General features: G+C 65.6%; 22 protein-coding genes. 15 read left to right on the top strand and 7 right to left on the bottom strand.

Annotated elements, in window-relative coordinates; all coding sequences use genetic code 11:
- The first annotated feature begins 16 nt into the window (after nucleotides 1-16).
- Together NOG11_RS00870 and typA are read left to right on the top strand one after the other, a co-directional pair.
- On the top strand, nucleotides 17-307 hold the full coding sequence (locus NOG11_RS00870) for a DUF2188 domain-containing protein (RefSeq protein ID WP_256617733.1): 291 nt from the start codon (nucleotides 17-19) through the stop codon (nucleotides 305-307).
- Nucleotides 308-376: 69 nt separating this feature from the next.
- Entirely contained in the window at nucleotides 377-2,221 is a 1,845-nt protein-coding gene (gene typA, locus NOG11_RS00865; protein ID WP_256617732.1) for a translational GTPase TypA, read from the top strand.
- Between the two features lie 33 nt (nucleotides 2,222-2,254).
- Here typA and NOG11_RS00860 read toward each other — a convergent pair whose 3' ends face one another.
- Nucleotides 2,255-2,764, bottom strand: coding sequence for a YbjN domain-containing protein (locus NOG11_RS00860; RefSeq protein WP_256617731.1), 510 nt, complete (start codon nucleotides 2,762-2,764; stop codon nucleotides 2,255-2,257).
- Between the two features lie 170 nt (nucleotides 2,765-2,934).
- Between NOG11_RS00860 and NOG11_RS00855 the strand changes: the two genes are divergently transcribed.
- The 8 genes from NOG11_RS00855 (at nucleotide 2,935) to NOG11_RS00820 (ending at nucleotide 9,637) form a co-directional block, all read left to right on the top strand.
- Nucleotides 2,935-4,131 (top strand): serine hydrolase domain-containing protein, encoded by a 1,197-nt coding sequence (locus NOG11_RS00855; RefSeq protein WP_256617730.1) that lies wholly within the window; start codon nucleotides 2,935-2,937, stop codon nucleotides 4,129-4,131.
- A 102-nt stretch (nucleotides 4,132-4,233) separates the two neighbouring features.
- Complete coding sequence (gene sdhC, locus NOG11_RS00850; RefSeq protein WP_256617729.1) at nucleotides 4,234-4,683, top strand: succinate dehydrogenase, cytochrome b556 subunit; 450 nt, start codon at nucleotides 4,234-4,236, stop codon at nucleotides 4,681-4,683.
- A complete protein-coding gene (gene sdhD / locus NOG11_RS00845) occupies nucleotides 4,683-5,021 on the top strand; it encodes a succinate dehydrogenase, hydrophobic membrane anchor protein (protein WP_256617728.1) in 339 nt (112 codons plus the stop codon). The genes sdhC and sdhD overlap by 1 nt, the downstream gene beginning before the upstream one ends.
- Before the next feature lie 19 nt (nucleotides 5,022-5,040).
- Entirely contained in the window at nucleotides 5,041-6,843 is a 1,803-nt protein-coding gene (gene sdhA / locus NOG11_RS00840; protein WP_256617727.1) for a succinate dehydrogenase flavoprotein subunit, read from the top strand.
- A 95-nt stretch (nucleotides 6,844-6,938) separates the two neighbouring features.
- A complete protein-coding gene (locus NOG11_RS00835) occupies nucleotides 6,939-7,271 on the top strand; it encodes a hypothetical protein (protein ID WP_256617726.1) in 333 nt (110 codons plus the stop codon).
- Between the two features lie 66 nt (nucleotides 7,272-7,337).
- The gene (locus tag NOG11_RS00830) at nucleotides 7,338-7,886 is read left to right on the top strand and encodes a hypothetical protein (RefSeq protein ID WP_256617725.1); all 549 of its coding nucleotides are present in this window, start codon (nucleotides 7,338-7,340) and stop codon (nucleotides 7,884-7,886) included.
- 5 nt (nucleotides 7,887-7,891) lie between these two features.
- Entirely contained in the window at nucleotides 7,892-8,719 is an 828-nt protein-coding gene (locus NOG11_RS00825; protein WP_256617724.1) for a class I SAM-dependent methyltransferase, read from the top strand.
- Between the two features lie 96 nt (nucleotides 8,720-8,815).
- On the top strand, nucleotides 8,816-9,637 hold the full coding sequence (locus tag NOG11_RS00820; protein WP_256617723.1) for a succinate dehydrogenase iron-sulfur subunit: 822 nt from the start codon (nucleotides 8,816-8,818) through the stop codon (nucleotides 9,635-9,637).
- 858 nt (nucleotides 9,638-10,495) lie between these two features.
- On the opposite strand, the gene NOG11_RS00815 is transcribed toward NOG11_RS00820, so the two are convergent.
- From NOG11_RS00815 to NOG11_RS00805, 3 genes are all read right to left on the bottom strand, one after another.
- The gene (locus NOG11_RS00815) at nucleotides 10,496-11,791 is read right to left on the bottom strand and encodes a phosphoribosylglycinamide synthetase C domain-containing protein (protein ID WP_256617722.1); all 1,296 of its coding nucleotides are present in this window, start codon (nucleotides 11,789-11,791) and stop codon (nucleotides 10,496-10,498) included.
- Nucleotides 11,792-11,879: 88 nt separating this feature from the next.
- Nucleotides 11,880-12,506 (bottom strand): EipA family protein, encoded by a 627-nt coding sequence (locus NOG11_RS00810; RefSeq protein ID WP_256617721.1) that lies wholly within the window; start codon nucleotides 12,504-12,506, stop codon nucleotides 11,880-11,882.
- Between the two features lie 88 nt (nucleotides 12,507-12,594).
- Complete coding sequence (locus NOG11_RS00805; RefSeq protein WP_256617720.1) at nucleotides 12,595-13,572, bottom strand: threonine ammonia-lyase; 978 nt, start codon at nucleotides 13,570-13,572, stop codon at nucleotides 12,595-12,597.
- A 28-nt stretch (nucleotides 13,573-13,600) separates the two neighbouring features.
- Here NOG11_RS00805 and zapE point away from each other — a divergent pair, with 28 nt between their 5' ends.
- A complete protein-coding gene (gene zapE / locus NOG11_RS00800; RefSeq protein ID WP_256617719.1) occupies nucleotides 13,601-14,734 on the top strand; it encodes a cell division protein ZapE in 1,134 nt (377 codons plus the stop codon).
- 208 nt (nucleotides 14,735-14,942) lie between these two features.
- Here zapE and NOG11_RS00795 read toward each other — a convergent pair whose 3' ends face one another.
- Nucleotides 14,943-17,471, bottom strand: a complete 2,529-nt coding sequence (locus tag NOG11_RS00795) for a DUF305 domain-containing protein (protein ID WP_256617718.1) — start codon at nucleotides 17,469-17,471, stop codon at nucleotides 14,943-14,945.
- Nucleotides 17,472-17,660: 189 nt separating this feature from the next.
- Here NOG11_RS00795 and NOG11_RS00790 point away from each other — a divergent pair, with 189 nt between their 5' ends.
- The gene (locus NOG11_RS00790) at nucleotides 17,661-19,187 is read left to right on the top strand and encodes an alanine/glycine:cation symporter family protein (RefSeq protein WP_256617717.1); all 1,527 of its coding nucleotides are present in this window, start codon (nucleotides 17,661-17,663) and stop codon (nucleotides 19,185-19,187) included.
- An 85-nt stretch (nucleotides 19,188-19,272) separates the two neighbouring features.
- Here NOG11_RS00790 and NOG11_RS00785 read toward each other — a convergent pair whose 3' ends face one another.
- Nucleotides 19,273-19,707 (bottom strand): DUF4112 domain-containing protein, encoded by a 435-nt coding sequence (locus NOG11_RS00785; RefSeq protein WP_256617716.1) that lies wholly within the window; start codon nucleotides 19,705-19,707, stop codon nucleotides 19,273-19,275.
- A gap of 4 nt (nucleotides 19,708-19,711) precedes the next feature.
- Nucleotides 19,712-19,873 carry a YqaE/Pmp3 family membrane protein gene (locus NOG11_RS00780; protein WP_256617715.1) on the bottom strand — a complete coding sequence of 54 codons (162 nt, stop codon included), beginning with the start codon at nucleotides 19,871-19,873 and terminating at the stop codon, nucleotides 19,712-19,714.
- 182 nt (nucleotides 19,874-20,055) lie between these two features.
- Between NOG11_RS00780 and NOG11_RS00775 the strand changes: the two genes are divergently transcribed.
- The 3 genes from NOG11_RS00775 (at nucleotide 20,056) to NOG11_RS00765 (ending at nucleotide 23,398) form a co-directional block, all read left to right on the top strand.
- Nucleotides 20,056-21,354 carry a serine hydrolase domain-containing protein gene (locus NOG11_RS00775; protein WP_256617714.1) on the top strand — a complete coding sequence of 433 codons (1,299 nt, stop codon included), beginning with the start codon at nucleotides 20,056-20,058 and terminating at the stop codon, nucleotides 21,352-21,354.
- A 251-nt stretch (nucleotides 21,355-21,605) separates the two neighbouring features.
- Complete coding sequence (gene mdh, locus NOG11_RS00770) at nucleotides 21,606-22,568, top strand: malate dehydrogenase (protein WP_256617713.1); 963 nt, start codon at nucleotides 21,606-21,608, stop codon at nucleotides 22,566-22,568.
- A gap of 254 nt (nucleotides 22,569-22,822) precedes the next feature.
- Nucleotides 22,823-23,398, top strand: a complete 576-nt coding sequence (locus NOG11_RS00765; protein WP_256617712.1) for a GNAT family N-acetyltransferase — start codon at nucleotides 22,823-22,825, stop codon at nucleotides 23,396-23,398.
- The last annotated feature ends 43 nt before the right edge of the window (nucleotides 23,399-23,441 follow it).

The following is a 23,441-nucleotide window of genomic DNA, read 5'->3' as shown; positions in this document are numbered from 1 at the left end:
GGTAAGGAGGTGCGGCATGAGCGACGGAAACTACCACATCACCGGCAGCGACGAGGCGGGCTGGGACGTCAAACGGGCCGGCGCCTCTCGCGCCTCGGCGCATTTCGACCGCTGTAAGGACGCGATGAAGCGCGGCCGCGAGATGGCGGGCCGCAACGGCGTGCGCCTGATCCTCCACGGCGAGGACGGCCAGATCCTCTCCAACGAGGCGCCGCCCGAGCCGAGCGCAGGAAGCACGCTGGGCCGCGTAGCCGCCGCGCCGAAGATGGTCCTCAACCGGATCGGCTCGGCCTTCAAGCGGGACTGAGCTGCGGAGCGCTAAGCCTCTCCAAGCTTTTTCTTGCGCAGTGCACAAAAAGCGGTCACTGGCCCGGCCATGACCGAACAACTCCGCAATATTGCGATCATCGCGCATGTCGACCACGGCAAGACCACCCTCGTGGACGAGATGCTGCGCCAGTCCGGCACCGTCGAAGCGCACCAGGAGATGGCCGAGCGGGCCATGGACTCGGGCGACATCGAGCGTGAGCGCGGCATCACCATCCTCGCCAAGGCTACCTCCGTCCTCTGGGACAAGGGGGGCGAGCCCGTCCGCATCAATATCGTCGACACCCCCGGCCACGCCGATTTCGGCGGCGAGGTGGAGCGCATCCTCTCCATGGTCGATGGCTGCGTGCTGCTGATCGACGCCGCCGAGGGGCCGATGCCCCAAACCAAGTTCGTGCTGTCGAAAGCCCTTGCGCTGGGCCTCCGCCCCATCGTCTGCCTCAACAAGGTGGACCGTCCGCAGGCGGAGCCTGATGCGGCGCTCGATGCCGCCTTCGATCTCTTCGCGGCGCTCGGCGCTTCGGACGAGCAGCTCGACTTTCCCGTCCTCTACGCCTCCGGCCGCGACGGCTGGGCCGATGAGGAAGAGCACGGCGCGCGCCAGGACCTGACGCCGATGTTCGAGCGCATCGTCGCTCACGTCCCCCCGCCCCCAGTCGCCGACGACGCTGGCACGAAGCCGTTCCAGATGCTGGCGACCACCCTTGAGGCCGACAACTTCCTCGGCCGTATCCTGACGGGGCGGGTCAACCAGGGCAGCGTCAAGCCCGGCATGACCCTCAAGGCGCTCGACGCGGACGGCTCGGAGATCGAGCGCGTACGGATCACCAAGGTGCTAGCCTTCCGCGGCCTCGCTCGCCAGCCCATCGACGAGGCGCAGCCTGGCGACATCGTGGCCCTGGCCGGTTTCCAGAAGGCATCCGTCGCCGATACGCTCTGCGATCTCTCCGTGAACGACGCGCTTCCCGCCCAGCCCATCGACCCGCCGACCCTTTCGATCCGTGTGGCGCCGAACGACAGCCCGCTGGCTGGCCGCGAGGGTGACAAGGTGCAGAGCCGGGTCATCCGCGAACGCCTCTTCCGCCAAGCCGAGGGCGATGTCGCGATCCAGGTCTCCGAGACCGAGGGCGGCGACGCCTATGAGGTCGCTGGCCGCGGCGAACTGCAGCTCGGCGTCCTTCTCGAGAACATGCGCCGCGAGGGCTTCGAACTCGCCGTCTCCAGACCCCGCGTGGTGACGCGAAAGGACGAGAACGGACGGACCCTCGAGCCCATCGAGGAGGTCACCATCGACGTCGATGAGGAGCATACGGGCGTCGTCATCGAGAAGCTGACCCAAAGAAAGGCCGAGCTTGTCGAGATGAAGCCCTCAGGCGGCGGCAAGACCAGGATCATCCTTCACGCCCCGGCCCGCGCGCTCATCGGCTACCACTCGGAGTTCCTCACCGACACGCGCGGCACCGGCGTCGTCAACCGCGCCTATCTCGAACATGCTCCGTATAAGGGTCAGATCGAGGCGCGTCGTCAGGGCGCCCTCATCTCCAACGGCGACGGCGAGGCGGTGCCCTACGCCCTTTGGAACCTTGAAGAGCGCGGCATCATGTTCATCTCGCCCGGCGAGAAGGTCTACAAAGGCATGATCATCGGCGAGAACGCCAAGCCCGACGACCTCGACGTGAACCCCCTCAAGGCTAAGCAGCTCACCAATATCCGCGCCGCCGGTAAGGACGACGCCGTCCGCCTCACTCCGCCGCGCAAGCTGAGCTTAGAGGCCGCCATCAGCTATATCGGCGATGACGAGCTGGTCGAGGTCACGCCCAAGACCATCCGCCTGCGGAAGAGAGAGCTCGAGCCGCATATGCGCAAGAGGCGTGCGAAAGAGGATGCGGCTTAGGAAGCCTTCTCCCCCTATCAGGGGAGGACAGCGTCACACCCCCGTATAAGCACCCACCATCTGCTCACGGAAGGTGCCGATGATCTCCGGCCACTTGCCGAGGCGCCCCTGAATGTGCTCGGCGGTGACCCCGCCGGTGAGGTCGATGACGTAGTCGACCCCCACCTGGCCCGCGCCTTCCAGGACATAGGCGCGGCCGTTGGCGGCGCTGTCGTTGAAGCCGTTGACCACGCGGAAGTCGCGCTCGGTGATGTCGCGGCGCAGCTCGAAATTGGCGAAGAGGACGAGCTGCTGGCAGCGTTGGGGCGTGCCTGCGCAGTCCACGGCGCGCAGGACGAAGATCACCCCGTCGGCATTGCCCGTCGCCACCGGCGCGCCCGTTGCGGCATCCTCGGTCATCGTCGGGTTGAGACCTGCTTCCTTAAGCACGCGCTCGATATCGGCGGCGGTCATGTTCTCGGTGACCGGGCGGAGGTCCTGCGCCGCTGCCGATGCTGTGAGAAGAAGTGAAAGCGCCGCCCCCGCGGCTGCGAGCCTGAACATGATGCGACTGCCCTTCCGGTGACCCCTGAGGGCGCCAGCATGGCAAGGGCAGGCTTGCCTGTCCATCGAACTTTCCAGTCTGGCCGGGGGGTGAAACGAGCTTCGGGTAATTGACCATGCGGAGCGGGGTTGGTGTAGCGGTCGTGACCCTTGGCGACTGGAAACAACGAATGAGATTGCAAGCTCTGTCGATGATCGCTCTTCTCCTCGGTTGCACGGCGGGCGAGGATCAGGACGGCGCCGCACGAGGAACCGAAAGGGGTGGTGAGCCCGCCTTCGACGGGGCCGTTCTGGACCGGCTCGTCCCCGGCCTCATCGAAGCGCAAGGCGTGGCTGGGATCGGCATCGCTGTCGTCGAGAACGGCAATCTGGTCTGGCAGGGATATTACGGCGAGCAGGCGCCCGGCACGCCCGTCACCGAGAAGACCGCCTTCAACGTCGCATCCGTCGCAAAGGTCCTCACGGCCGAGACCATGCTCTCCCTTCACGAGGCAGGGGAGATTGATCTCGACGAACCCATCTCGCCCTATGTGAGCCATCCCGACCTGTCCCAGGACGAGCGCTACGAGCTTCTGACGCCCCGTATGTTGCTGGCGCACCGGGGTGGTCTTCTCAACTGGGCCTACCGCTACGAAGACGGAAAGCTGGCCTTCGACCATGACCCTGGCACGAAGACGAGCTATTCGGGCGCCGGTATCGAACTGGTCGCCCGCTACGCAGAAGCGAAGACCGGCAAGCCTCTCGCGCGGCTGGCCCGCGAGGAGGTGCTCGAGCCTCTTGGGATCGAGGACATCTCGCTCGGCGTCGTGCCTGATTGGGCCAAGGGGCGGATGAGCGTGCCCATGACTGCTGAAGGTGAGTGGACGACGATTGCCGCGACCAATCCTGGTCTTGCGGCGGGGGACGCGAACAGCGCGGCGGACGACCTCGTCGTGACCGTTCCGGCTTTCGCCAAGCTGATCGCCGCCCTCTCCGAGAAGAGCTCGGCACTGAGTACGGATTGGGAGGTCCGTACGCTCGTACGAGGCAGTCTCGACAGCGACCCGGTCTATCGGTGCGCATCGTTCGACTGGCTACGCTGCCCGGACAGCTACGGGCACAGCGCGGGCTGGCACAGCTTCTCCTGGGACGATCATGCGGTGCTCAGCCATTCCGGCTCGGACCTCGGGGAGAACGCCTTCGTCTATGTCTCTCCCGATACGGGCCGGGGGGCGGTGATCTTCGTCAACGGCGCCAATGGATGGCCAGCCATGACCAGGATCATCGAGGCCATCGGCGACGAGCCTTTGTTGGCGGACTACTACCGCGGACTGGTCGAGGAGCGGATGGGTCTGCCGATGCCTCCTTTGGGTGAGACGGCGCGCTGAACCTTCACCCCTCCTCCACGACTTTCTCCTATCCCGCCGCCGCGCGGACTTGCCGCTTTGCACCATGTTGGGGCATTGGGTAGCAAACGCGCTGGAGAAGCTATGTCCGATACCGCAGCCCGAGCCCCTGAGGACGCCGTCCGCCAGGTAAGTTTCATTCCCGGCCAGAACGCGCCGATGTCGCCGCACCTTCAGGTGTGGAAGTTCACCGTGACCATGGCCGCGTCGATCACGCAGCGCATCACCGGCGGTGCGAACGCTGCCGGGATGGCGCTTCTGGTGCTGTGGGTGGCGTCGGCGGCGATCTCCGAGAGCTTCTACGATGCCGTGACCGGCTTTCTCGGCTCGTGGTTCGGGCTGGTGATCCTCGCCGGTTTCACCCTCTCGGTCATGTTCCACATGCTGAACGGGCTGCGTTATCTCGGTTTCGATGCCGGTAAGGGTATCTCCCGTGCCGCCAGCAGCAACTCAGGCTGGGCGGTTTTCCTTCTCGCCCCCGTCCTCACCGCCATCATCTTCTTCGCCGGTTTCACCCTGGGAGGAGCCAACTGATGGCCAGCTCCGCCACCAAGCATTTCGCCCGCCAGCGCATGACCGCCATGATCCAGGTGCCGCTGACGATCTTCCTGGTGATCTTCGCGATCACCATGATTGGCTCCACCCGCGAAGAGGCCTTGGCCGCCTTCTCCACCTGGTGGATCGCGGCGCTATTGGTCGCATGGTTCATCTCGGTGCCGCTGCACATGTCCATCGGCATTGGCGACATCATCGATGACTACCTGCACAAGAAGGGGACCCGGTCCCTGACCCATACGCTGAACTCGGTCTACGCCCTCCTCATTGGGATATTGGGCGTCGGATCGGTCATCGCCATCACCCTCATCGCCTAGAGCATTCAGGAACGCCCGTATGTCCACGACCTACACGCCGAAGAAGTCCTACGAGATCATCGACCATGCCTACGACGTCGTCGTGGTGGGCGCTGGGGGCTCGGGCCTCCGCGCCACCCTCGGCGCGGCAGAGGCGGGGCTGAAGACGGCGTGCGTGACCAAGGTCTTCCCCACACGGAGCCATACAGTGGCGGCCCAGGGCGGCATCTCGGCATCGCTCGGCAATATGGGCGAGGACGACTGGCGCTGGCACATGTACGACACCGTCAAGGGGTCGGACTGGCTGGGCGATCAGGACTCGATCGAGTATCTCTGCAAGAACGCTCCCGCTGCCGTGTACGAGCTCGAGCACTGGGGCGTGCCCTTCAGCCGCACCGAAGAGGGCAAGATCTACCAGCGCGCCTTCGGCGGCATGACCAAGAACTACGGCGAAGGTCCCGTGCAGCGCACCTGCGCCGCCGCCGACCGGACAGGCCACGCCATCCTGCACACGCTCTACGGCCAGGCGGTGCGCCAGCAGGCGCAGTTCTTCATCGAGTACTTCGCCCTCGACCTTCTGATGGAAGACGGCGAGTGCAAGGGCATTCTCGCCTGGAACCTCGCCGACGGCGCGATCCACCGCTTCCGCGCTAAGATGACGATCCTCGCCACCGGCGGCTACGGACGGGCCTATTTCTCGGCCACCTCGGCTCATACCTGCACCGGTGACGGCAACGCCATGGTGCTGCGCGCGGGCCTGCCGCTGCAGGACATGGAGTTCGTGCAGTTCCACCCCACCGGCATCTACGGCGCGGGCTGTCTGATCACGGAGGGTGCGCGCGGCGAGGGCGGCTACCTCACCAACTCCGAAGGCGAGCGCTTCATGGAGCGCTATGCTCCGTCGGCGAAGGATCTCGCTTCCCGCGACGTGGTCAGCCGGGCCATGACCATGGAGATCCGCGAGGGACGGGGCGTCGGCTCGGACGGCGACCACATCCACCTCAACCTCAACCACATCCCGGCGGAGACCCTGGCCGAGCGTTTGCCCGGCATCTCCGAGACGGCGAAGATCTTCGCCGGGGCGGACGTCACCAAAGAGCCGATCCCGGTCATCCCCACCGTCCACTACAATATGGGCGGCATCCCCACCAACTATCATGGCGAGGTGCTGACCAAGGTGGACGGCAACGCGGACTCGGTCGTGCCCGGCCTCATGGCCATCGGCGAGGCGGGCTGCGTCTCCGTGCACGGCGCGAACCGTCTGGGCTCGAACAGCCTCATCGACCTCGTGGTCTTCGGGCGCGCGGCGGGCCTTCGCTGCAAGGAGATCGTCGATCCGTCCACGGCGGTTCCCGAGCTGCGCAACACCTCGGAGGAGAAGGCGCTCAGCCGTCTCGACCGCTTCCGCTACGCCGAAGGCTCCACCGGCACGGCGGAGCTGCGCCTGCAGATGCAGAAGGTGATGCAGAACGACGCTGCCGTCTTCCGCACCGGCGAAACCCTCAAAGAGGGCCAGGGCAAGATCCGCGAAGTCTATCGCGGCACGGAGGACATCTCCGTCACCGACCGCACCATGGTGTGGAACACAGACCTCGTGGAGACGCTGGAATACGACAACCTCATCGCTCAGGCCATCGTCACGATCGACAGCGCCGCCAACCGGGAGGAGAGCCGCGGGGCCCATGCCCGCGAGGACTTCCCCGAGCGCGACGACGAGAACTGGATGAAGCACACCATCGCCTGGTTCGAAGATGGCGAGAGCGACATCGACTACCGGCCGGTCCACACCTGGACCCTCTCGAACGAGATCAGCTATATCGAGCCCAAGAAGCGGGTGTACTGACCCCCATCGCCATCGCTGAGCCTAGTCAGACTTCGGGCTTGCGCCGCTCTTCTTTTCAAGCTGTCCTCCTGTCCTGAGCGGCAAAGGGGGACAGCATGACACTTATCGACAGGCGCTGCGGCGTGAACGGCTTCCTTCTAGGCGCGCTGACCTTTGCCGTGACCCTGACCGTCATCGCAATCGACCTGGCCTTTGCAGGCTCCACGGTGTGGAAGACCGCCGAGCTTGCCGCCGGTCCGGTCCACTCGGCCCTCACCTCCCTGGCCAGCCTCCTTCTCACCTGGTTTCGGGGGCAGGACGACGCCGTTCTCCTCATCGAGACCTACCGCGACACCAAGCTGATGCCTGCCACGGTGACCTTTCTCCTGGTGACGGCGGTGATCAGGCTCCTGGTCTCTGCCGTCCTTACCCTGGCCTTCCGCCGCTGAACCGCTTTGCGGTCCGGTCGGTTCTCGTCCAGACTGTAGCGAGCTATTGGGGAACGAGGACAAGTCATGCTGTCTCTATTGATTGCCGCCGTCGCACTGCAGACCGCACCGGTGGATGCCTACCGAGCCTGTGTCGATGTGGAGGACAGCCTGGAACGGTTGCGCTGCTTCGATGCCGCGGGACGCGAGGATAAGGGGCGGCGTCAGGTGGCCGCTCCCGCTCCTGCCGCGAAGGTGGTAGCGCCCCCGCCCGCTCGGTCCGCCGAGCTCGACCAGGCGCGCCGTGCAGCCGAAGCCGCGGATGAGAGGGCCAGGGCCGCAGAGGCTGAACTGGCCAGAGCCAGGCAGCAAGCGAGAGACGCTTCTCGCGCGGCCAAGCCCAGCTTCCCCTATGATGCGGTCGTGACCGAGCTGCGCTTCGGTACGCGAGGCAAGCTGACGGTGCGCCTCGATAACGGTGAGATCTGGGACCAGCTCGACAGTGACAGCACGACCATCTCCGAAAGCCGACGCGACCGCGTCCAGCGGGTGACCATCAAGCGGGCCGCCCTTGGCGGAAGGCGGATGGAGATCGAACCCCTGGGCAGGACGATCAGGGTCCGGCTCAGGGACTGAAGGCGGTGACGAGCGAGCCCGGCTATCCCCCCTGCCCCCTCTGCCGAAGCCTCGAGCGCGAGTTGGCGGCGAGCTGGGAGGCGTGGGAGGAGAGCCTTTCGCGCCGCCCCGACGGCCCTATGCGCCTCGAGGCAGGCCGGAGCTGCGGCGTGGCGGAGGACAGACCGGAGCTTCTGTCCTGCAGCTCATGCGGCTCGGTCAGCATGTACCCGCTGCCCAGCGACGACCAGCTCGCTCGGTTCTATACCGCCTATCACGCGACCTCCGGCTTCATGGCCAAGGCGGAGAAGAAGGTGGCCCGCGCCCGCAAACGGCTGCGGCTCCTCACCCCGCTGAGCCCCAAGCCGAACGGGCCGAAGCGCCGCTTCCTGGAGGTCGGGGCCTCGATCGGCACCGCGGCGGAGGCTGCGCGGCGCAAGGGGTTCGAGGCCCATGCCGTCGAGATCGACCCCGATGCGGTGGCCAAGGGGCAAGAGCTCTACCCCGAGATCTGCTTCCATAAGGGCATGCTGCAGGACGTCCCTGTCACGGAGCCCTTCGAGATGATCTACGGCGCCGAGGTGATCGAGCATGTGCCGGACCCCGAAGGCTTCCTTACGCTCTGCCGTGAGCGGCTGGCCCCGAAGGGCGTTCTCTACCTCACGACGCCGGATGCCGGGCATTTCAGGCGGCCGAAGGCGCTTCTCGACTGGCACTCGGTGAAGCCGCCGGAGCACATCCATCTCTTTACCAAGGCCGGGATGGGCGCGCTTCTGAAGCGGACGGGCTTCGGTAGGCACTTCCTCCCCTTCCACACCAAGCCGGGGATGCGGGTGATCGCCCTTCGCGACTGAGGCCCCCCGCGCCGATTCGCCCTTTGCATCCCGGCAGCAAAGCCTTTACCTGCCTGAGCGACAAGCACGCCGCATCTACCGGAGCCCCTCTCCCCCATGGTCGAACTCACTCTTCCGCGTAACTCGAAGATCAAACAGGACGGCAAGTCCTATCGGACCGAGAAGACCGGCGAGGATGCGGCGCTACGGACGGTAAAGATCTACCGCTACGACCCCGATACCGGCGAGAACCCGCGGGTGGACAGCTATGAGGTCGACACCAAGGGCATCTCCATGGTGCTGGACCTCCTCATCAAGATCAAATCCGAGCTCGACCCCACGGTGGCCTTCCGGCGTTCCTGCCGCGAGGGCGTCTGCGGCTCCTGCGCCTTCAACATCAACGGCAAGAACGGCCTCGCCTGCACCACGGGGCTCGATGAGCTCGGGCGCGGCGACATCAACATCTACCCCCTGCCGCACATGCCGGTGGTCAAGGACCTCGTCACCGACCTCACCAAGTTCTACGAGCAGCACGCCTCGATCCAGCCCTTCCTTCAGGCTGACGACATCCCCGAGGAAGAGCACCTGCAGAGCCAGGAGGACCGCGAGGAGCTGGACGGCCTCTACGAGTGCATTCTGTGTGCTTCCTGCTCGACGGCCTGCCCCTCCTACTGGTGGAACGGCAATAAGGAGGGCGGAGCCGAAGACGAGGAGTATCTCGGCCCGGCGGCCCTCCTCCAGGCCCACCGGTGGATCAAGGACAGCCGCGACGATCGCACCGACGAGCGCCTCGCCCAGCTCGACGACACCTTCAAGCTCTACCGCTGCCACACCATCATGAACTGCGTCCAGGTCTGCCCTAAGGGGCTGAACCCGGCCAAAGCGATCTCCGAGATCAAGGCGATGCTGGTGGCGCGGCGCGGCGAGAGGGTGGCTTAGGAGGTCATCTCCTTCCCCCGTCATCCCGGAAGCGCGCCAGCGCGATCCGGGATCCATGGACCGGCGGTGCGTGCCGTTCGGTCCGTTGCGTTTGTCAGAGCTGACTGGTCCATGGGTCCCGGCTCTTCGGCCGGGATGACGGCGGTAGGAGGCTGGGCAACACAACCATCCGCTTGTCGCGGACAGTTCATCGGAACGGGGACCCGGCGCGCGGCGCGGCCGCCGCGTGGGTGTGTAACTGTGAAAGGTGCTTTGGCCTGAGGGGAGCCCATTCCCCAACGCCGCGCGCCCGCTTGGTAAGGCTCTGAACAGGGGCCAATCCTTAGCTCGCCCTGCTCGGGTCCAGCTTGCGGGCAGACGGTAAGCGGACGAGCATCTGCTGCGCCGCCCCCAGGACCACCCGCCCCGAAGCCCCACCAAGGCAGCAAGCCGAGTAGGATGGCGCCTCCCGCCCCGAACGTCTGCTGCGACAAGAGGAACATACGCGACGGGGAGAGGGCGGGGATAAGTTCGCCACCACATCCGTAGGGCGGAACACCGAAGGTGATCGGCCTTGAGGCAGTCCGCCTAGGATTGGCGGCACGCTTCCGGGAGCCGCCCTACGGGCAGCGGTTTCTTCATCCGCTTTCCCACGGCGTAGCGAAGCGTAGACCGTGGGACCCATCTCCTGCCGTTTGAGTACGGCTTAGTCCGTCGGGTGATGGGTCCCATGGATCGCTGCGCGACCATGGGAAGGCGCAAAAGAGGGGCCTTGTACCTCGGAGGGAAGAGATGAAACCGTAGGGCGGCTCGCGCAGCGTGCCGCCGTGCCTGGGTACTGCGCCGAACGGCGGAAAGCTTCGCGTTCCGCCGTGCGGGCTACACCTCCCGCAGATACCCCCATGTGTGCAGGCGGTCGCTGTCGTCGGCCCAGCGGTCGCCGATGTCGTCGCGGAAGTACATGTTCGGTATCAGGATGTTCTTGATACGGCCGTAGGCTTGTTTCTGGGCGTCCTTCATGGTGGGGCCGAGGCCTGAGACGACGAGCGCTAGCCCTGCCCCGCCGGTGACCAGCCACTCATCATTGACCCGGCGGACGTCGTGGATGTGGATGCCTTCCGTTTGCGGACGCTTGAAGACGATGGCGGCGCCCTTCGAGTAGCTCTCGAAGGTCTCTTTATCCTTGAAGGGGTAGGGCGGGACGACGAGGCGGACGCCGACCTGGAAGCCCTTCTTCGCCTTGAACTTCTTCTCGCTGCCGGCGGCCATCTGATGGAAGAGGTCCGCCAGCGGCATGTTCAGGCCGTCGGACATGATCTGGATGGTGGGGTAGCCGAAGCGGGCGGTGAACTCGAGCGGGTAGATGCCGTGGCCGTTGACGATGCAGTTGACGTCCATATAGCCGACGAAGCCCTCTTCTTTGAGCTTCGGCGCCATCTTGGCCAGGGTCTCGCGGTAGAGGCGGTTGGGCGGCGTCCAGAACATCGAGGTGCCCATCTCGCCGGTGGCGGGGCCGACATTGCCGGGCAGGAGCTTCTTGTGCTCGAAATTGATGTTGATCGGCTCCATGAACTCGGAGCCGTTGAAGAAGCCGCCCACCGCGACCTCGACGCCGGTCACCTGTTGCTGGAGCTGGAAGACCTTGATGGTCTCCGACCAGACACGCTTATAGGCCTCCAACACACGGACGACATCGGAGCCGTCCTCCTCCATACCCACGAAGAGCAGCCGCTTGATGTTCTGTGCCTCGCCGGAAGGCTTGATGACGTAGCGCTTGGGATGCTGGCGGACATGGGCGATGGCGCTGTCGAAGTCCGTGAACTCCTTATAGGGAAGGATGTTCACCCCCGCCTTCTTCAGCTCGTCCTGGCCGAAGCTGCGGTCGTCTTCGAGACGGTCCGTGTAGGGCGTGCCGCCGATGACCGCGTGGCCCTCGGCGCGTAGGGCGGCTGCCTTTTCCCCCTCGCCGAGCACGTCGTCGAAAACGATCACATCGGCCCAGTCCGTATGCTCGCGCCAGTCATCGACCTTGGGCACGAAGCCGTCGCCAATATCGGCTTCGGCCTGGTTCTGAATGCAGTAGCGAACCTCGTGTCCTTCACGCTGGATGCGCCAGGCGCAGTCCACATGGAGGCCGTCGGTGGAGACGAAGAGGTAGTTGCGTTTGGTGGTCATGGCCTGCCCTAGATGAATGATATTGGCACCTAGCAAAAAGGGGCCTGACAACAGGCCCCTTTCCTGCAGTTCGCAGAGCCGAAGGCTCTTAGAACGGGTTCACGTCCCGCTCTTGGGTGAACTTGATGTACTCCACCGAGACGCCGGCGCGGGCGCCGATGCCGGAGCGGATGGGGACGACGGTCACGCCCTTCTGGGTCATGGCCTCGCCGCCGACGCCGCCGACGAAGTAGACGTTGCCGCCGCCGCCGGGATAGCGCCGGTAGAGGTTCTCGGTCGGGCCGAGATCGTAGACCGGGATGAAGACCTTGGAGGCGTCACCGCCGAGGTCGAAACCGAGGGACGGGCCTTGCCAAAAGACCTCGATCGGCTCTTGGTTGGGGCGGTACAGCATGCCCTTACCGTAGGTGAGGCCGACGCCGATGGCGCCGCCGACTTCCTCACCGGCGATGAAGGCCTGGGGGCCGCCGCCGCGGCGGTTGAAGATGCCGTCTACCACTTCGGCGAGTTCGGCGGAGAACTGGCCGAAGGCGTTCTCGGCCTCGTCGATGATGGTTTCGCGCTTGTAGGTCGGGTACTCGAAGTCGGAGCTGACCTCGGGCCGGACCACGTCGCTGGAAGCGGTGGAGGCGGTGGGCTCGTTGCCGATGCTGGAGCAGGCCGCGATGGCGAGGGCGGCGGCGCTGAGCGCCAGACCGTTGGTTCTGTTGAGCATGTTCTATCCTTCGGCCAGCGAGACGCGCTGCGCCTATTGCTACAAGGCTAACGAACACCTCCTAGAAGGTTCCTCTCTGTTGCAGGTCTCAATTGCTCTTGAGCGCCTGCAGGAGGAGTTCGGGATCGGCGTTGCCGCCGGAGAGAATGAGGGCGGTTGTCCTGCCCTTGGTCTGGACCTTGCCGGAGAGGACTGCGGCGAGGGCCACCGCGCCGCCGGGCTCGAGGACGACGCGCAGCTCGCGCATGGCGAAGGCCATGGCGGCCAGGGCGTCGTCGTCGGTGACGGTGACGCCGCGGGCGCCTAGGGTCTGGAGGACAGGGAGCGTCAGCTCGCCGGGGGTTTCGACCAGGAGCGCGTCGCAGATCGAGCCGCCCTTCGCCGGATTGCGGCGGCGCTCACCGCTTTCGAGGGTGGCGGCCATGTCGCCGAAACCTTCCGGCTCGACGGTGATGATCTCGGCATTGGGGTAGCTCGCCCGGACGGCGGTGCCGATGCCTGCGGCGAGGCCCCCGCCGGAGCAGCAGATGAGCACCTGGTCGGGGGCGTCGGGGATGTCTTCGGCAAGCTCGAGCCCAGCCGTACCCTGGCCCGCCATGGTGAGGGGATGGTCGTAGGGGGGCACGAGTTTGGCGCCTCGTTCCGCTGCCAGCTTCGCGCCGATCTCCTCGCGGCTCTCGGTCTCGCGGTCGTAGAGGATGACCTCCGCCCCGTCCCTGGCGGTGCGCTCTCTTTTGGCGAGCGGCGCATCGGCGGGCATGACGATGGCGGCGGGGGCGCCCGCGATCTTGGCGGCCCTCGCCACCCCCTGGGCATGGTTGCCGGAGGAGTAGGCGACGACGCCTTTGTGTCTTTCCTCCTCGGTCAGCGAAAGAAGATGGTTGAGGGCGCCGCGCAGCTTGAAGGAGCCGGTGAGCTGCAGGCACTCGGCCTTGCAATAGACCCGGCCCCCCGCCGCCTCGTCCAGGGCGTCGGCGCGCAGGAGCGGGGTGCGGAGGATGTGCGGCGCGATCAGCCGGTGGGCCTCTTCGATCATTAAAAGGGAGAGTTCGGAATTGTCAGTCATCTTGGCTTCCCATAACCCGAAGCGGACCATGTCGCACACGCTGAGTACATATGAAGAGCTGGTGGAGAGGGGCGAGCTGCGCGCCGACCCGGCCCAAGCCGAGGCGGCCGAAGCGCTGGGCCGTCTGGAAGATGGCTTGCGCGCCGAGAACGGCCGCCGCCTGCCCTGGCAGAACCCGCGCGAGGCGGGAGGGCTCTATCTTTACGGCGGGGTGGGGGCGGGTAAGACGCTGCTGATGGACCTCTTCGCCAGGCTGGCGCCCGACCTGCCCACGCGGCGGCGGCACTATCATGTCTTCATGGAGGAGATGCACAGCTTCATCCGCGACTGGCGCGGCATGGATGACCGTGAGCGGCGGCGCCATCCGGCAAGGGCTAGGCGGGCGGAGCTCGACGATCCCATCCCCCATGCGGCGAAGCACGTCTTTCAGGGGGCGGAGCTTCTCTGCCTCGACGAGATGCAGGTGACCGACATCGCCGACGCCATGCTTCTGGGGCGACTCTTCGAGGCCTATTTCGAACGCGGCGGCAATCTCGTGGTCACTTCGAACCGTGCGCCCTCGGAGCTCTACAAGAACGGCATCAACCGTGAGCTGTTCGAGCCTTTCATCAAGCTGATCGAGAGCACCCTCACCGTGCATGAGATCGTCGCGGCGGAGGACTACCGGCTGGCCGGGCTCAAACGGCTGGGCGTCTATTTCTCGCCGCTCGGGCCGGAGGCGGAGGCGTGCATGGACAAGACCTTCGCCAGCCAGCTCATGGGTAAGGAGCCGAAGCCCTATGATCTGTCGGTGGGCGGACGGAAGCTGACGATACCGCAGGCCGCGGGAGATACGGCGCGGGCGAGTTTCGCTGAGCTCTGCGAGCGGCCGTTGGGGGCGCCGGACTATCTGGCGCTGTCGCGGCGCTACGGCGCGGTCTTTCTCGACAACATCCCAAAGCTCACGCCGGAGAATGCGGATGCCGCTTCTCGTTTCCGTACGCTGATCGATGCGCTCTATGACCACCGCTGCAAGCTGGTCTGCTCGGCGGCGGCCGAGCCCGATGAGCTTTATACGGACGGCAAACTGGCCTTCGAGTTCGAGCGCACGGCGTCTAGGCTCTATGAGATGCGCAGCGAGGGGTATCTGAAGGAAGAGCACCGGGCGGATGAGGATGCGTAGGGGCGCGCGCATAGCGTGCCGCCTGCAACCGTCCGAGCCCTGAACGGCGGCACGCTACGCGAGCCGCCCTACCTTATATAGCAGACGTCATCCCGGCCGCAGCGAAGCGGAGAGCCGGGACCCATGGACCAAACGTAGCGTCCATCACAACGCGTGGGTCCATGGGTCCCGGATAAGCCTGACGGCTTTCCGGGATGACGGTTGTGGGTTACCGCAGCTCCGCCGCGATGCCCTCCATGGTCTCTTTCAGCGCGGCCATGCGCTTGGCGGTCATGCCCTCGCCTTTCGCCTCGATGCCCTCGGCGAGTTCGGCCAGTTCCGACGCCAGGTCGCCGTCGCTCTTGTCCTGAGACATGACGGAGGCGGACTGGTCGAGCGCGGCGCGTAAGGGGGCGGAGGCCTCCTCGTCCATGTCGCCGGAGCGTTCGAGCTGGTCGAGATAGGCGTGGGCCACGACCGGGTGGGCGGGCCACTCGACCGGGTGCTGGTCCTGCGGGTTGAAGGCGTCGCGCTCGACGGCGAGCTTGGCGGCGGCGATCTCGTTCTCCGACAGGTGCTCGCTGGGGGTCAGCTCCAAAACATCGAGACCACGGATAATCTCGGTACCGTAGATCTTACCGTCATAGTAGTAGGTCGACCAGTAGCCGCCGATCACCATGCGCTCGTCGTGGATGGGACCACGGTCGAAATAGCCGATCTCCTGCGGCTTCGCAGCATCCGTGAAGTCGACGATGGAGAGCCCGCCCTGGTACCAGGCCTGGGCGAAGAGGTCGCGTCCGGGCACGGGGATAATCGAGCCGTTATGGGCGACGCAGTTCTCCTGATCCGACTGCGGGGCGTCGATCTTGTAGTAGGACTGGAATTCGAGCTTGCCGTCCTTGATCTCGTAGATGGCATCGGCGCCCCAGGTCATGGGGTCGGACGCCCGGCAGCGCGGCTGGGTGCCCCCGCCCCATTCGTCTGTGAACAGAACCTTCGTACCGTCATTGTTGAAGGTGGCCGAGTGCCAGTAGGCAAAGCCCGGATCGGTGACGTCATCGATCCTTTTGGGGTTCAGCGGGTCGGAGATATCGAGGATGATGCCGTTGCCCGAGCACGCGCCCGCCGCGAGCTGAAGCTCGGGGAAGACGGTGATGTCGTGGCACTGGTTGGTGACCGAGGTGCGCTGGGTGCCCTCGCCGTGGTCACCGCCCTCCCATAGGCCCGCGACCCTGCCGTCCTCGCCTGCGAAGACGCGGGGAGAGGAGGTGATCCGTGCACGGGACGGCCTGCGCACGGGGATCTCGATCACGTCGATCGAGAAGAGCGCCGTATCCTGGTTGCCGGGCATGCCCGCCGTGCAGCCCTCCAGCTCCTCGCCGTCACGCACGGAGGAGGTGCCGGAGTTGTAGACGACGATCCGCCTACGGTCCGCCGAGACCACGGAGTGGGTGTGGGAGCCGCGGCAGGTCTGGACCTGACCCACCTGCTTCGGTGCTTTCGGGTCGGAGATGTCGAAGATGCGAAGGCCGCGGAAGCGATCCTCGCTGACATCCTCCTGGATGCCCTGGAGGCCGCAATCCTTGCGCCCTCGGGTCTGCTCGACGGACATGATGAGAAGCTCGCCGACCACGGAAACGTCGCCCTGGCCGCCTGGGCAGACCACGGAGGACTGAAGGCTCGGCATGCCCTCCTCGTCGAGCTTGTAGATGTTGAAGCCGTGATAGTTACCGGCCACCAGCATGTCGCCGGAGAAGGCCATGTCGGTGTTCCAGAAGGAGAGAAGCGGCCAGCGCTCGCCCCACTGGGTCTTGCTATCTTCGTTGTCCTCAGCGGTGCGGACGGGCTCGCCGTCCTCGTCCTCTTCGGCTTCCTCCGCCTCTTCGTCAGCAGGCGTCTCTTCGGTTTCGGGCTCGATCTTCGGCGGCAGGCCCGAGGGGTTCTCGGGGTCGAAGAAGCCGCGCGGCTTGGGCAGGTTCGCCACGAGCTTCATGTTCATGGACGCCTCGCCCGCATCGCGGAAGCCGGGTTCGAGACCCACGCGGTCGTCCTCGGAGAGGCCCGAGAGCATGGCGTTCATCTGACGGATTTCGGCGGACTGGTCAGCCTTGATGTCCGAGACGTACTCGTAGAGGCGCGGGTCGTAGGCCGAGCCCGCTTGGCTGAGAAGCTGGTCGACCATACGGATCGCGCCCTGGTGGTGGGGGATCATCAGGGTGAGGAACAGCCGGTCGAAGTCGGTCCCTTCGGAGGCTTCGAGCTCCTTCATCTGCTCCGGCGTCGCCATGCCCATGGCTGCGTGCGACATGGCCATCTCGGTCATATGGCCGGGCTGATCGCCGTCCATGCCGTGGGCGGAGTGGTCCATGCCCTCCATGTGGCCGTCATGGGCGCTCATTGCGCCGGGGGCATCCTCGCCGCGCTCGCGAAGCCACCCCTGCATGAAGGTGATCTCACCCTCCTGGCCGGTGCGGATACGCTCGGCGATGTCGAGGACCTCCTCGTTATTGGTCCGGTCGGGCGCGAGGACAGCCATCTCCAGAGCCTGGCCGTGATGCGGGATCATGTCCTGCATGAAGCGGACATCCGCCTCGGTGTAGCTGGAGGAGGCGACCTTCACCGCCTCGTCCGCGGAGAGCTCGCGCGCGTCCTCGCCAGGAGCGCCCGGCTGGACGATGGGGGCGTCCTGGGCATGGGCGGCGGCGGTGAGGGCCAGAAGGCTCACGGAGGCAAGGCGAAGATGAATGATGACGGACAAGGGCTGCTCCTCAAGCAAGGTTTGACCGGAGGTTACCGCTCGGAGCCCTTCAGTTCAAACGGCAGCGGCAGCGGCCGGGTCGCCCAAGGGCACTACCGTGCGTCGCAGCACGCGTTAGTGGACAGATGCCCCGGCCATCCCTAGCGTCCGGCCCTTGAGGCAGAGACGTACCCCCCGGAGTATTCCCCTATGGACTTTGAAGGTCTGATCAGAGCCGCGAACGGCTTTGTCTGGAGCCAGTTTTTCCTTCTTCCCCTCCTTCTTCTGACGGGGATCTTCCTGACGGTGGGGCTCCGGTTCATGCCGGTGAGGAAGCTCGGCTACGCCTTCTCCGAGCTGTTCCGTAAGCGCGAGGGGGCGAGCGCGGGGGATGTCAGCCCCTTCGCCGCGCTGATGACGGCGCTCTCCTCGACCATTGGCACCGGTAATATCGCAGGGGTCGCCGCCGCCATCGCCATTGGCGGGCCGGGTGCGGTCTTCTGGATGTGGGTCACGGCCATCGTCGGTATGGCCACCAAGTTCTCCGAAGGCGTGCTGGCTCTGCGCTACCGGGAGAAGGACGCCAACGGCAACTATGTCGGCGGGCCGATGTACTACATCAAGAACGGTATGGGCTCGGGCTGGGTATGGCTAGGCGGTACCTTTGCCGTCTTCGGCGTTCTGGCCTCCTGGGGCACGGGCGCGCTGATCCAATCGCAGTCGATCTCCGACGCCGTGCGGGCCACTTACGGCGGCGGCGAGGAGGGCGCGATCTACGGCGCGATGCCGGTCATCATGGCGATCCTTCTAGCAGCGGGCGCTGCGGCGGTGATCCTCGGCGGGGTGAAGCGGATCGCGGGCGTGGCCTCGAAGCTCGTGCCGATCATGGCCATCGCTTACTTAGGCGCGGGGCTCATCGTGGTGCTGCTCAATGCCGACCAGGTGCCGACGGCCTTCGCGCGCATCTTCTCCCGCGCCTTCGGCATCGACGCGGCGGGCACAGGCATCTCCATCGGGCTTCTGATGCTGGCCATGCAGAAGGGCGTGGCGCGCGGCATCTTCTCCAACGAGGCGGGCCAGGGCTCGGCCCCCATCGCCCACGCGGCGGCGAAGAACTCGGACCCGGTGAACCAGGGCATCATCGCCATGCTGGGCACGGTGATCGACACGCTGATCGTCTGCACCATCACGGCGCTCATCATCCTCACCTCGGGCGTGGTGGGAGACGGGTGCCTGCCCTCTACCCTGACCCTAGAGGTCTTCCAGGCAGACGGCCAGCCGGCGGGATGCGACACCGGCGCGCCGCTGACCATCGCCGCCTTCGACGCCACCCTGACGGGCATCGGGCGCCATATCGTGACCTTGGGCCTCGTGGTCTTCGGCTTCACCACCATTCTCGGCTGGAGCTACTACGGCGAGCGCTGCTGCGCCTATCTCTTCTCGGAGAAATCGGTGCTGCCCTTCCGCATCTCCTGGATCGTGGTGGTGTTTCTGGGCGCGCTCTCGATCGCCTTCGAGGGCAGCGTGGCGAACATCGTCAACCTGTTCTGGCTCATCGCCGACACGCTGACGGGCCTCATGGCGGCGCCGAACCTGATCGCGCTGATCGTGCTCAGCCCGGTGATCTTCAAAATGACCAAGGACTATTTCGAAGCCAAAAAGAACGGCACCAAGGCTGAAGCCATGGCTGCGGCGCAGGAGGCTTCGGAGGAGGCGACGCCGCTTGGTAAGGGGTAGAGCGTAGGGCGGCTTGCGCAGCGTGCCGCCTGAACGGTTGGAGCTGGCAAAGGCGGCACGCTCCGCGAGCCGCCCTACGGCTTGATCAACCAATGCTGACTTCGCCGTCCAGCCGCTCTTCGTGGCGGCGGAGCATCTCGCGGCGGACGAGGGCGACGTTGCGGCGGTTGGCCTTGAAGACCACGTCGAAGGCGTCGCCGATAAGGGGCACGGAGCCGATCACAGCATCGACGCCGCTGTTCATTGCCATCTTGACGAGCGTGCCCTTGCTGGCCCCAGCGCGGGCAGCTTCGGCGATGAGGTAGCCCGACATCCCTAAGGCGGCGGCGTCACCCACCCCTGGGATCAGGCCGAGAATGCTGTCGAGACCGAAACGGATGCCGAGAAAGCTGAACCGGCTGTCCATGAGGTCGGCCAGCCGGTCGAGGCGTGCCACTTCGGGCGGCAGCACCTCGGGTTCGGCAGGGTTCCGGCCTCGGCGGCCCCTGTCGGGGCCGGTCTTCACCTTGCCCTTGAGCACCGGACTAGCGGGTCAGGATGATGTAGATCGCGTGGATGACGCCGGGGATGTAGCCGAGCAGCGTCAGGACGACATTGATCCAGAACTGCGCGCCCAAGCCGACTTGCAGCGCGACGCCGAGCGGCGGGATGAGGATCGAGAGGATGATACGAAGTAGATCGGCCATGTTTGCCTCCTATGGGGTTAGCTGGCGTAGGAACGGGGCGGCCGCAGGCTTCGTTCCGAAGCGCAATTCGCAAGCGCGTGGGAAAACCGCTTCGTTTGAGCGGATTTGCGCTCAACGCCCCTTCAAAAGAGCGGCGCGGCGTCCAAAGTGTCGGTCATAACAAAAAATGACACGGAGTTCAGATGAGACCTGCCGTTCTCGGCCTCGCCTTCGCTGCAACCCTCGCCGCCTGCGCCGCCGCACCGGATAGCAAGCCCGCCCCCTTCGATACCGAGGCCGACGCTTATCTCAGCGCTGCGGCTGAGCACGGCGCCTTCAACGGCACGGTCATGCTGTCGCGCGGCGGCGAGGTGTTCCATGAGGGCGCCTACACCGTCCCCGGCGAGGTCCCCGCCTCCATGCCGGTGACCATGGCGAGCCAGTTCGACATGCGCTCCTTCTCCAAGCTGGTGGCCAAGCTCGCCGTCCTGCAGCTCGAGTCGGAGGGAAAGATCGACCGGAATGCTCCCGTCAGCCGCTATGTGAGCGGCGTTCCCCAGGGCGACCGGATCACTATCCAGCACCTGATGGACAACACCTCCGGCTTCCCGCGCGAGTTCTCCTACCTGTCCAAGCCCTCCACCGAGATGAGCCCGGCGGACATCCTCTGGGCGATCCGCGGCGAGGCGTTGGAGTTCGAGCCCGGCACGGACAGCCGCTACTCCAATGTGGGCTACCAGCTTCTCTACCTCATCATTGGCGAGGTGACGGGGGAGAGCTTCGTCCGGCATGTCGAGAAGGCGATCTTCGAGCCCGCCGGGATGGCGGGGGCGGGTGCCCGCTTCTACTCGGGCAGAGACAACCTCACGGCCTTCGCCTCGGGTCACGAGCTCGAGGACGGCGAGATCATGGAGGTGCCCTACACGGAAGACGATGGCGACTTCAAAACGGCGATCCTGTTCGCGACCGCCGAGGACATCCACCGCTTCCTCCTCTTCGCCGCCAGCGGCCCTTTCGCCGGGGAGCTCGCCAATGATGAGGGCATGATCGCCCATGCTGGCGGCTCGACCGGCAAGCGGGCCTGGGGCGAGGTCGACCGCAAGACCCTGAACGGGGTGGTGTTCCTCGCCAACTACGACGAGGTCGCCTTCGGGCGGATGACGAAGGACCTCCGGGCGCTGGTGGACGGTGAACCCTACGAGCTGATCGAGACGGTCTCGCGAACGGCGGTGTCCGTGCCGTTCGAGCTGCGAAAGCAGTACGAGGGCACCTACCTCTTCGCCGAGGCGGGCGGTCTGAAGCTGCGGGTCGAGGCGACCGAGGATGGGCTGGCGGTCTACCAGAACGGCCAGCTCGCCGGTGAGCTTCAGGCGGAGAGCGAGACGGTGTTCTTCGCCGACCCGGCCTCCCCGGAGAGTTTCACGTTTGTGCGGCAGGAGAGCGGCGAGATCGTGTTGCTCATGGACTGGCAAGGCGTGGCCTGGCGGGGCGAGCGGCTCTAATCCGTCATCCCGGCCTCGGTTGAGCCGCAACGCGGATCAACGGATCCATGGACCACTCGAAGCGACATGTGCTGCCGTTGCTCCTGTGACCATCTATAGGCCATGGGTCCCGGATAGCGCTGGCGCGCTTCCGGGATGAATGGCCGCGATCCGATAGACTTTGCCTCTACCGCCCCGTCTTGTTGCGGCGCGGCGCACGCCCGGTTAGGTGCGGCGCCACGAGATCAACCCTGACCCAGAGGAGTATTCCCATGGCCCGCAACAAGATCGCCCTGATCGGCTCCGGCATGATCGGCGGCACGCTCGCCCATCTCGCCGCGCAAAAGGAGCTCGGCGACGTCGTCCTGTTCGACATCGCCGAGGGCATCCCCGAGGGCAAGGCGCTCGACATCGCCCAGTCGGCCCCCGTGGACGGCTATGACAGCCGCCTGAAAGGCACACAGGACTATGCCGACATCGCAGGCGCCGATGTGTGCATCGTCACCGCCGGTGTGCCCCGCAAGCCCGGCATGAGCCGCGACGACCTCGTCGAGATCAACCTCAAGGTGATGAAGGCCGTGGGCGAGGGCATCGCCAAGCACGCACCGAACGCCTTCGTCATCTGCATCACCAACCCCCTCGACGCGATGGTCTGGGCGCTGCAGAAGTTCTCGGGCCTGCCGACGAACAAGGTCGTCGGCATGGCGGGCATTCTGGACAGCTCGCGGTTCCGCATGTTCCTGGCCGAAGAATTCAACGTCAGTGTCGAGAGCGTCACCGCCTTCGTCCTCGGTGGTCACGGCGACACCATGGTGCCCTCGACCCGCTACTCGACCATCGCGGGCGTCCCCCTGCCCGACATGGTCAAGCTCGGCTGGTCCACTCAGGAGAAGATCGACGCCATCGTCGACCGCACCCGCAAGGGCGGCGGCGAGATCGTTGGCCTGCTGAAGACCGGCTCAGCCTACTACGCGCCCGCCGCCTCCGCCATCCAGATGGCCGAGAGCTATCTGCGCGACAAGAAGGTGGTGGTGCCGTGTGCAGCCTATCTCGACGGTGAGTTCGGCGTGAAGGACCGCTATGTCGGTGTGCCGATCGTCATCGGCTCCGAAGGCGCCGAGCGCATTCTCGAGATCGAGTTCACCGATGAGGAGAAGCAGATGTTCGACAACTCGGTGGCCGCGGTCGAGGACCTGGTCGAGGCTTGTCAGAAGATTGACCCGAGCCTGAAGTAAGGGGTTTGTCTTATGGGGCGTTGCCGCTGCCCCCTCCGCCCTTCGGGCACCTCCCCCACTTCGTAGCTGGTTCACCCTAGGTGGAAGATTTGGTCCGGGGGACCAAATCTAAGCGAAGAAGGCCACGGCAGTGGCGGGGGAGGAAAACCAAACCAGCGCCTACCCTCTATCTCGCTCCCCCTCCCCGAGGGGGAGCTGCCGGTAGGCTGAGGGGGAGCAGTGCGCATCGGCTTGAACTGGTGTAAGCCAGTACTATGAACAGCGCAGACAAACCGGTCTCTCGGCAGTATCGTCCCGCCCCCGGTGCGGAAGTATCGCGTACGGAGCGCTTGATCCTGCGGCGGTTCCGGCTTTCCGACACCCCCGCCTACCACGAGATGATGAACCAGCCCGCCGTGGAGCGGACGCTGATCCCCGGCCCCGCTACATTGGCCGACTCGGCGAGGCATATCGCCATGATTGAAGGCCATTGGGACCTCGTCGGTCACAGCTTCATGGCGGTGGTCGAGAAAAGCACCGGGCTTCTCATAGGTCGCGTCGGTCCTTGGCAGCCCTACGGGTGGCCAGGGCTCGAGATCGGCTGGACCATCCACCCTCGCCGAGGGCGAAGGGGTTATGCGGTAGAGGCAGCCCTCGCAGCCTGCCGTTGGACATTTGAACGGTATCCTGGGCTTCGCCAGGTCGTTCACACTATTGCGCCTACCAACGCGGCGTCCCAGCGTGTGGCGAAGAAGCTCGGCAGTGAGAAGACGACCGAGACATTCAATCTTCCTCCGATCGGCCATATCGACATCTGGGCCACGGCGCGCTCCGCCTTGGCAGCGCGGTGAAGGTCTTGCGGTGGATACGCCCCGGTTTCCTCGTGGCGGCTGT

Origin of the sequence: Parvularcula maris, from assembly GCF_024505085.1 — a bacterium.
Classification (GTDB): Bacteria; Pseudomonadota; Alphaproteobacteria; order Caulobacterales; family Parvularculaceae; genus Parvularcula; species Parvularcula maris.
Note: the sequence above shows the minus strand (reverse complement) of the source record. Positions and strands in the feature narration are given on the sequence as shown.

Bases quoted from the DNA above. Each gene is read 5' to 3' on its own strand.
- mdh (WP_256617713.1), top strand. From the start codon at position 21,606: ATGGCCCGCAACAAGATCGCCCTGATCGGCTCCGGCATGATCGGCGGC.
- NOG11_RS00855 (WP_256617730.1), top strand. From the start codon at position 2,935: ATGAGATTGCAAGCTCTGTCGATGATCGCTCTTCTCCTCGGTTGCACG.
- sdhD (WP_256617728.1), top strand. From the start codon at position 4,683: ATGGCCAGCTCCGCCACCAAGCATTTCGCCCGCCAGCGCATGACCGCC.
- NOG11_RS00805 (WP_256617720.1), bottom strand. From the start codon at position 13,572: ATGACTGACAATTCCGAACTCTCCCTTTTAATGATCGAAGAGGCCCAC.
- NOG11_RS00775 (WP_256617714.1), top strand. From the start codon at position 20,056: ATGAGACCTGCCGTTCTCGGCCTCGCCTTCGCTGCAACCCTCGCCGCC.
- zapE (WP_256617719.1), top strand. From the start codon at position 13,601: ATGTCGCACACGCTGAGTACATATGAAGAGCTGGTGGAGAGGGGCGAG.
- NOG11_RS00860 (WP_256617731.1), bottom strand. From the start codon at position 2,764: ATGTTCAGGCTCGCAGCCGCGGGGGCGGCGCTTTCACTTCTTCTCACA.
- NOG11_RS00765 (WP_256617712.1), top strand. From the start codon at position 22,823: ATGAACAGCGCAGACAAACCGGTCTCTCGGCAGTATCGTCCCGCCCCC.
- NOG11_RS00780 (WP_256617715.1), bottom strand. From the start codon at position 19,873: ATGGCCGATCTACTTCGTATCATCCTCTCGATCCTCATCCCGCCGCTC.
- NOG11_RS00810 (WP_256617721.1), bottom strand. From the start codon at position 12,506: ATGCTCAACAGAACCAACGGTCTGGCGCTCAGCGCCGCCGCCCTCGCC.
- NOG11_RS00820 (WP_256617723.1), top strand. From the start codon at position 8,816: ATGGTCGAACTCACTCTTCCGCGTAACTCGAAGATCAAACAGGACGGC.
- typA (WP_256617732.1), top strand. From the start codon at position 377: ATGACCGAACAACTCCGCAATATTGCGATCATCGCGCATGTCGACCAC.
- sdhA (WP_256617727.1), top strand. From the start codon at position 5,041: ATGTCCACGACCTACACGCCGAAGAAGTCCTACGAGATCATCGACCAT.
- sdhC (WP_256617729.1), top strand. From the start codon at position 4,234: ATGTCCGATACCGCAGCCCGAGCCCCTGAGGACGCCGTCCGCCAGGTA.
- NOG11_RS00790 (WP_256617717.1), top strand. From the start codon at position 17,661: ATGGACTTTGAAGGTCTGATCAGAGCCGCGAACGGCTTTGTCTGGAGC.
- NOG11_RS00830 (WP_256617725.1), top strand. From the start codon at position 7,338: ATGCTGTCTCTATTGATTGCCGCCGTCGCACTGCAGACCGCACCGGTG.
- NOG11_RS00815 (WP_256617722.1), bottom strand. From the start codon at position 11,791: ATGACCACCAAACGCAACTACCTCTTCGTCTCCACCGACGGCCTCCAT.
- NOG11_RS00870 (WP_256617733.1), top strand. From the start codon at position 17: ATGAGCGACGGAAACTACCACATCACCGGCAGCGACGAGGCGGGCTGG.
- NOG11_RS00835 (WP_256617726.1), top strand. From the start codon at position 6,939: ATGACACTTATCGACAGGCGCTGCGGCGTGAACGGCTTCCTTCTAGGC.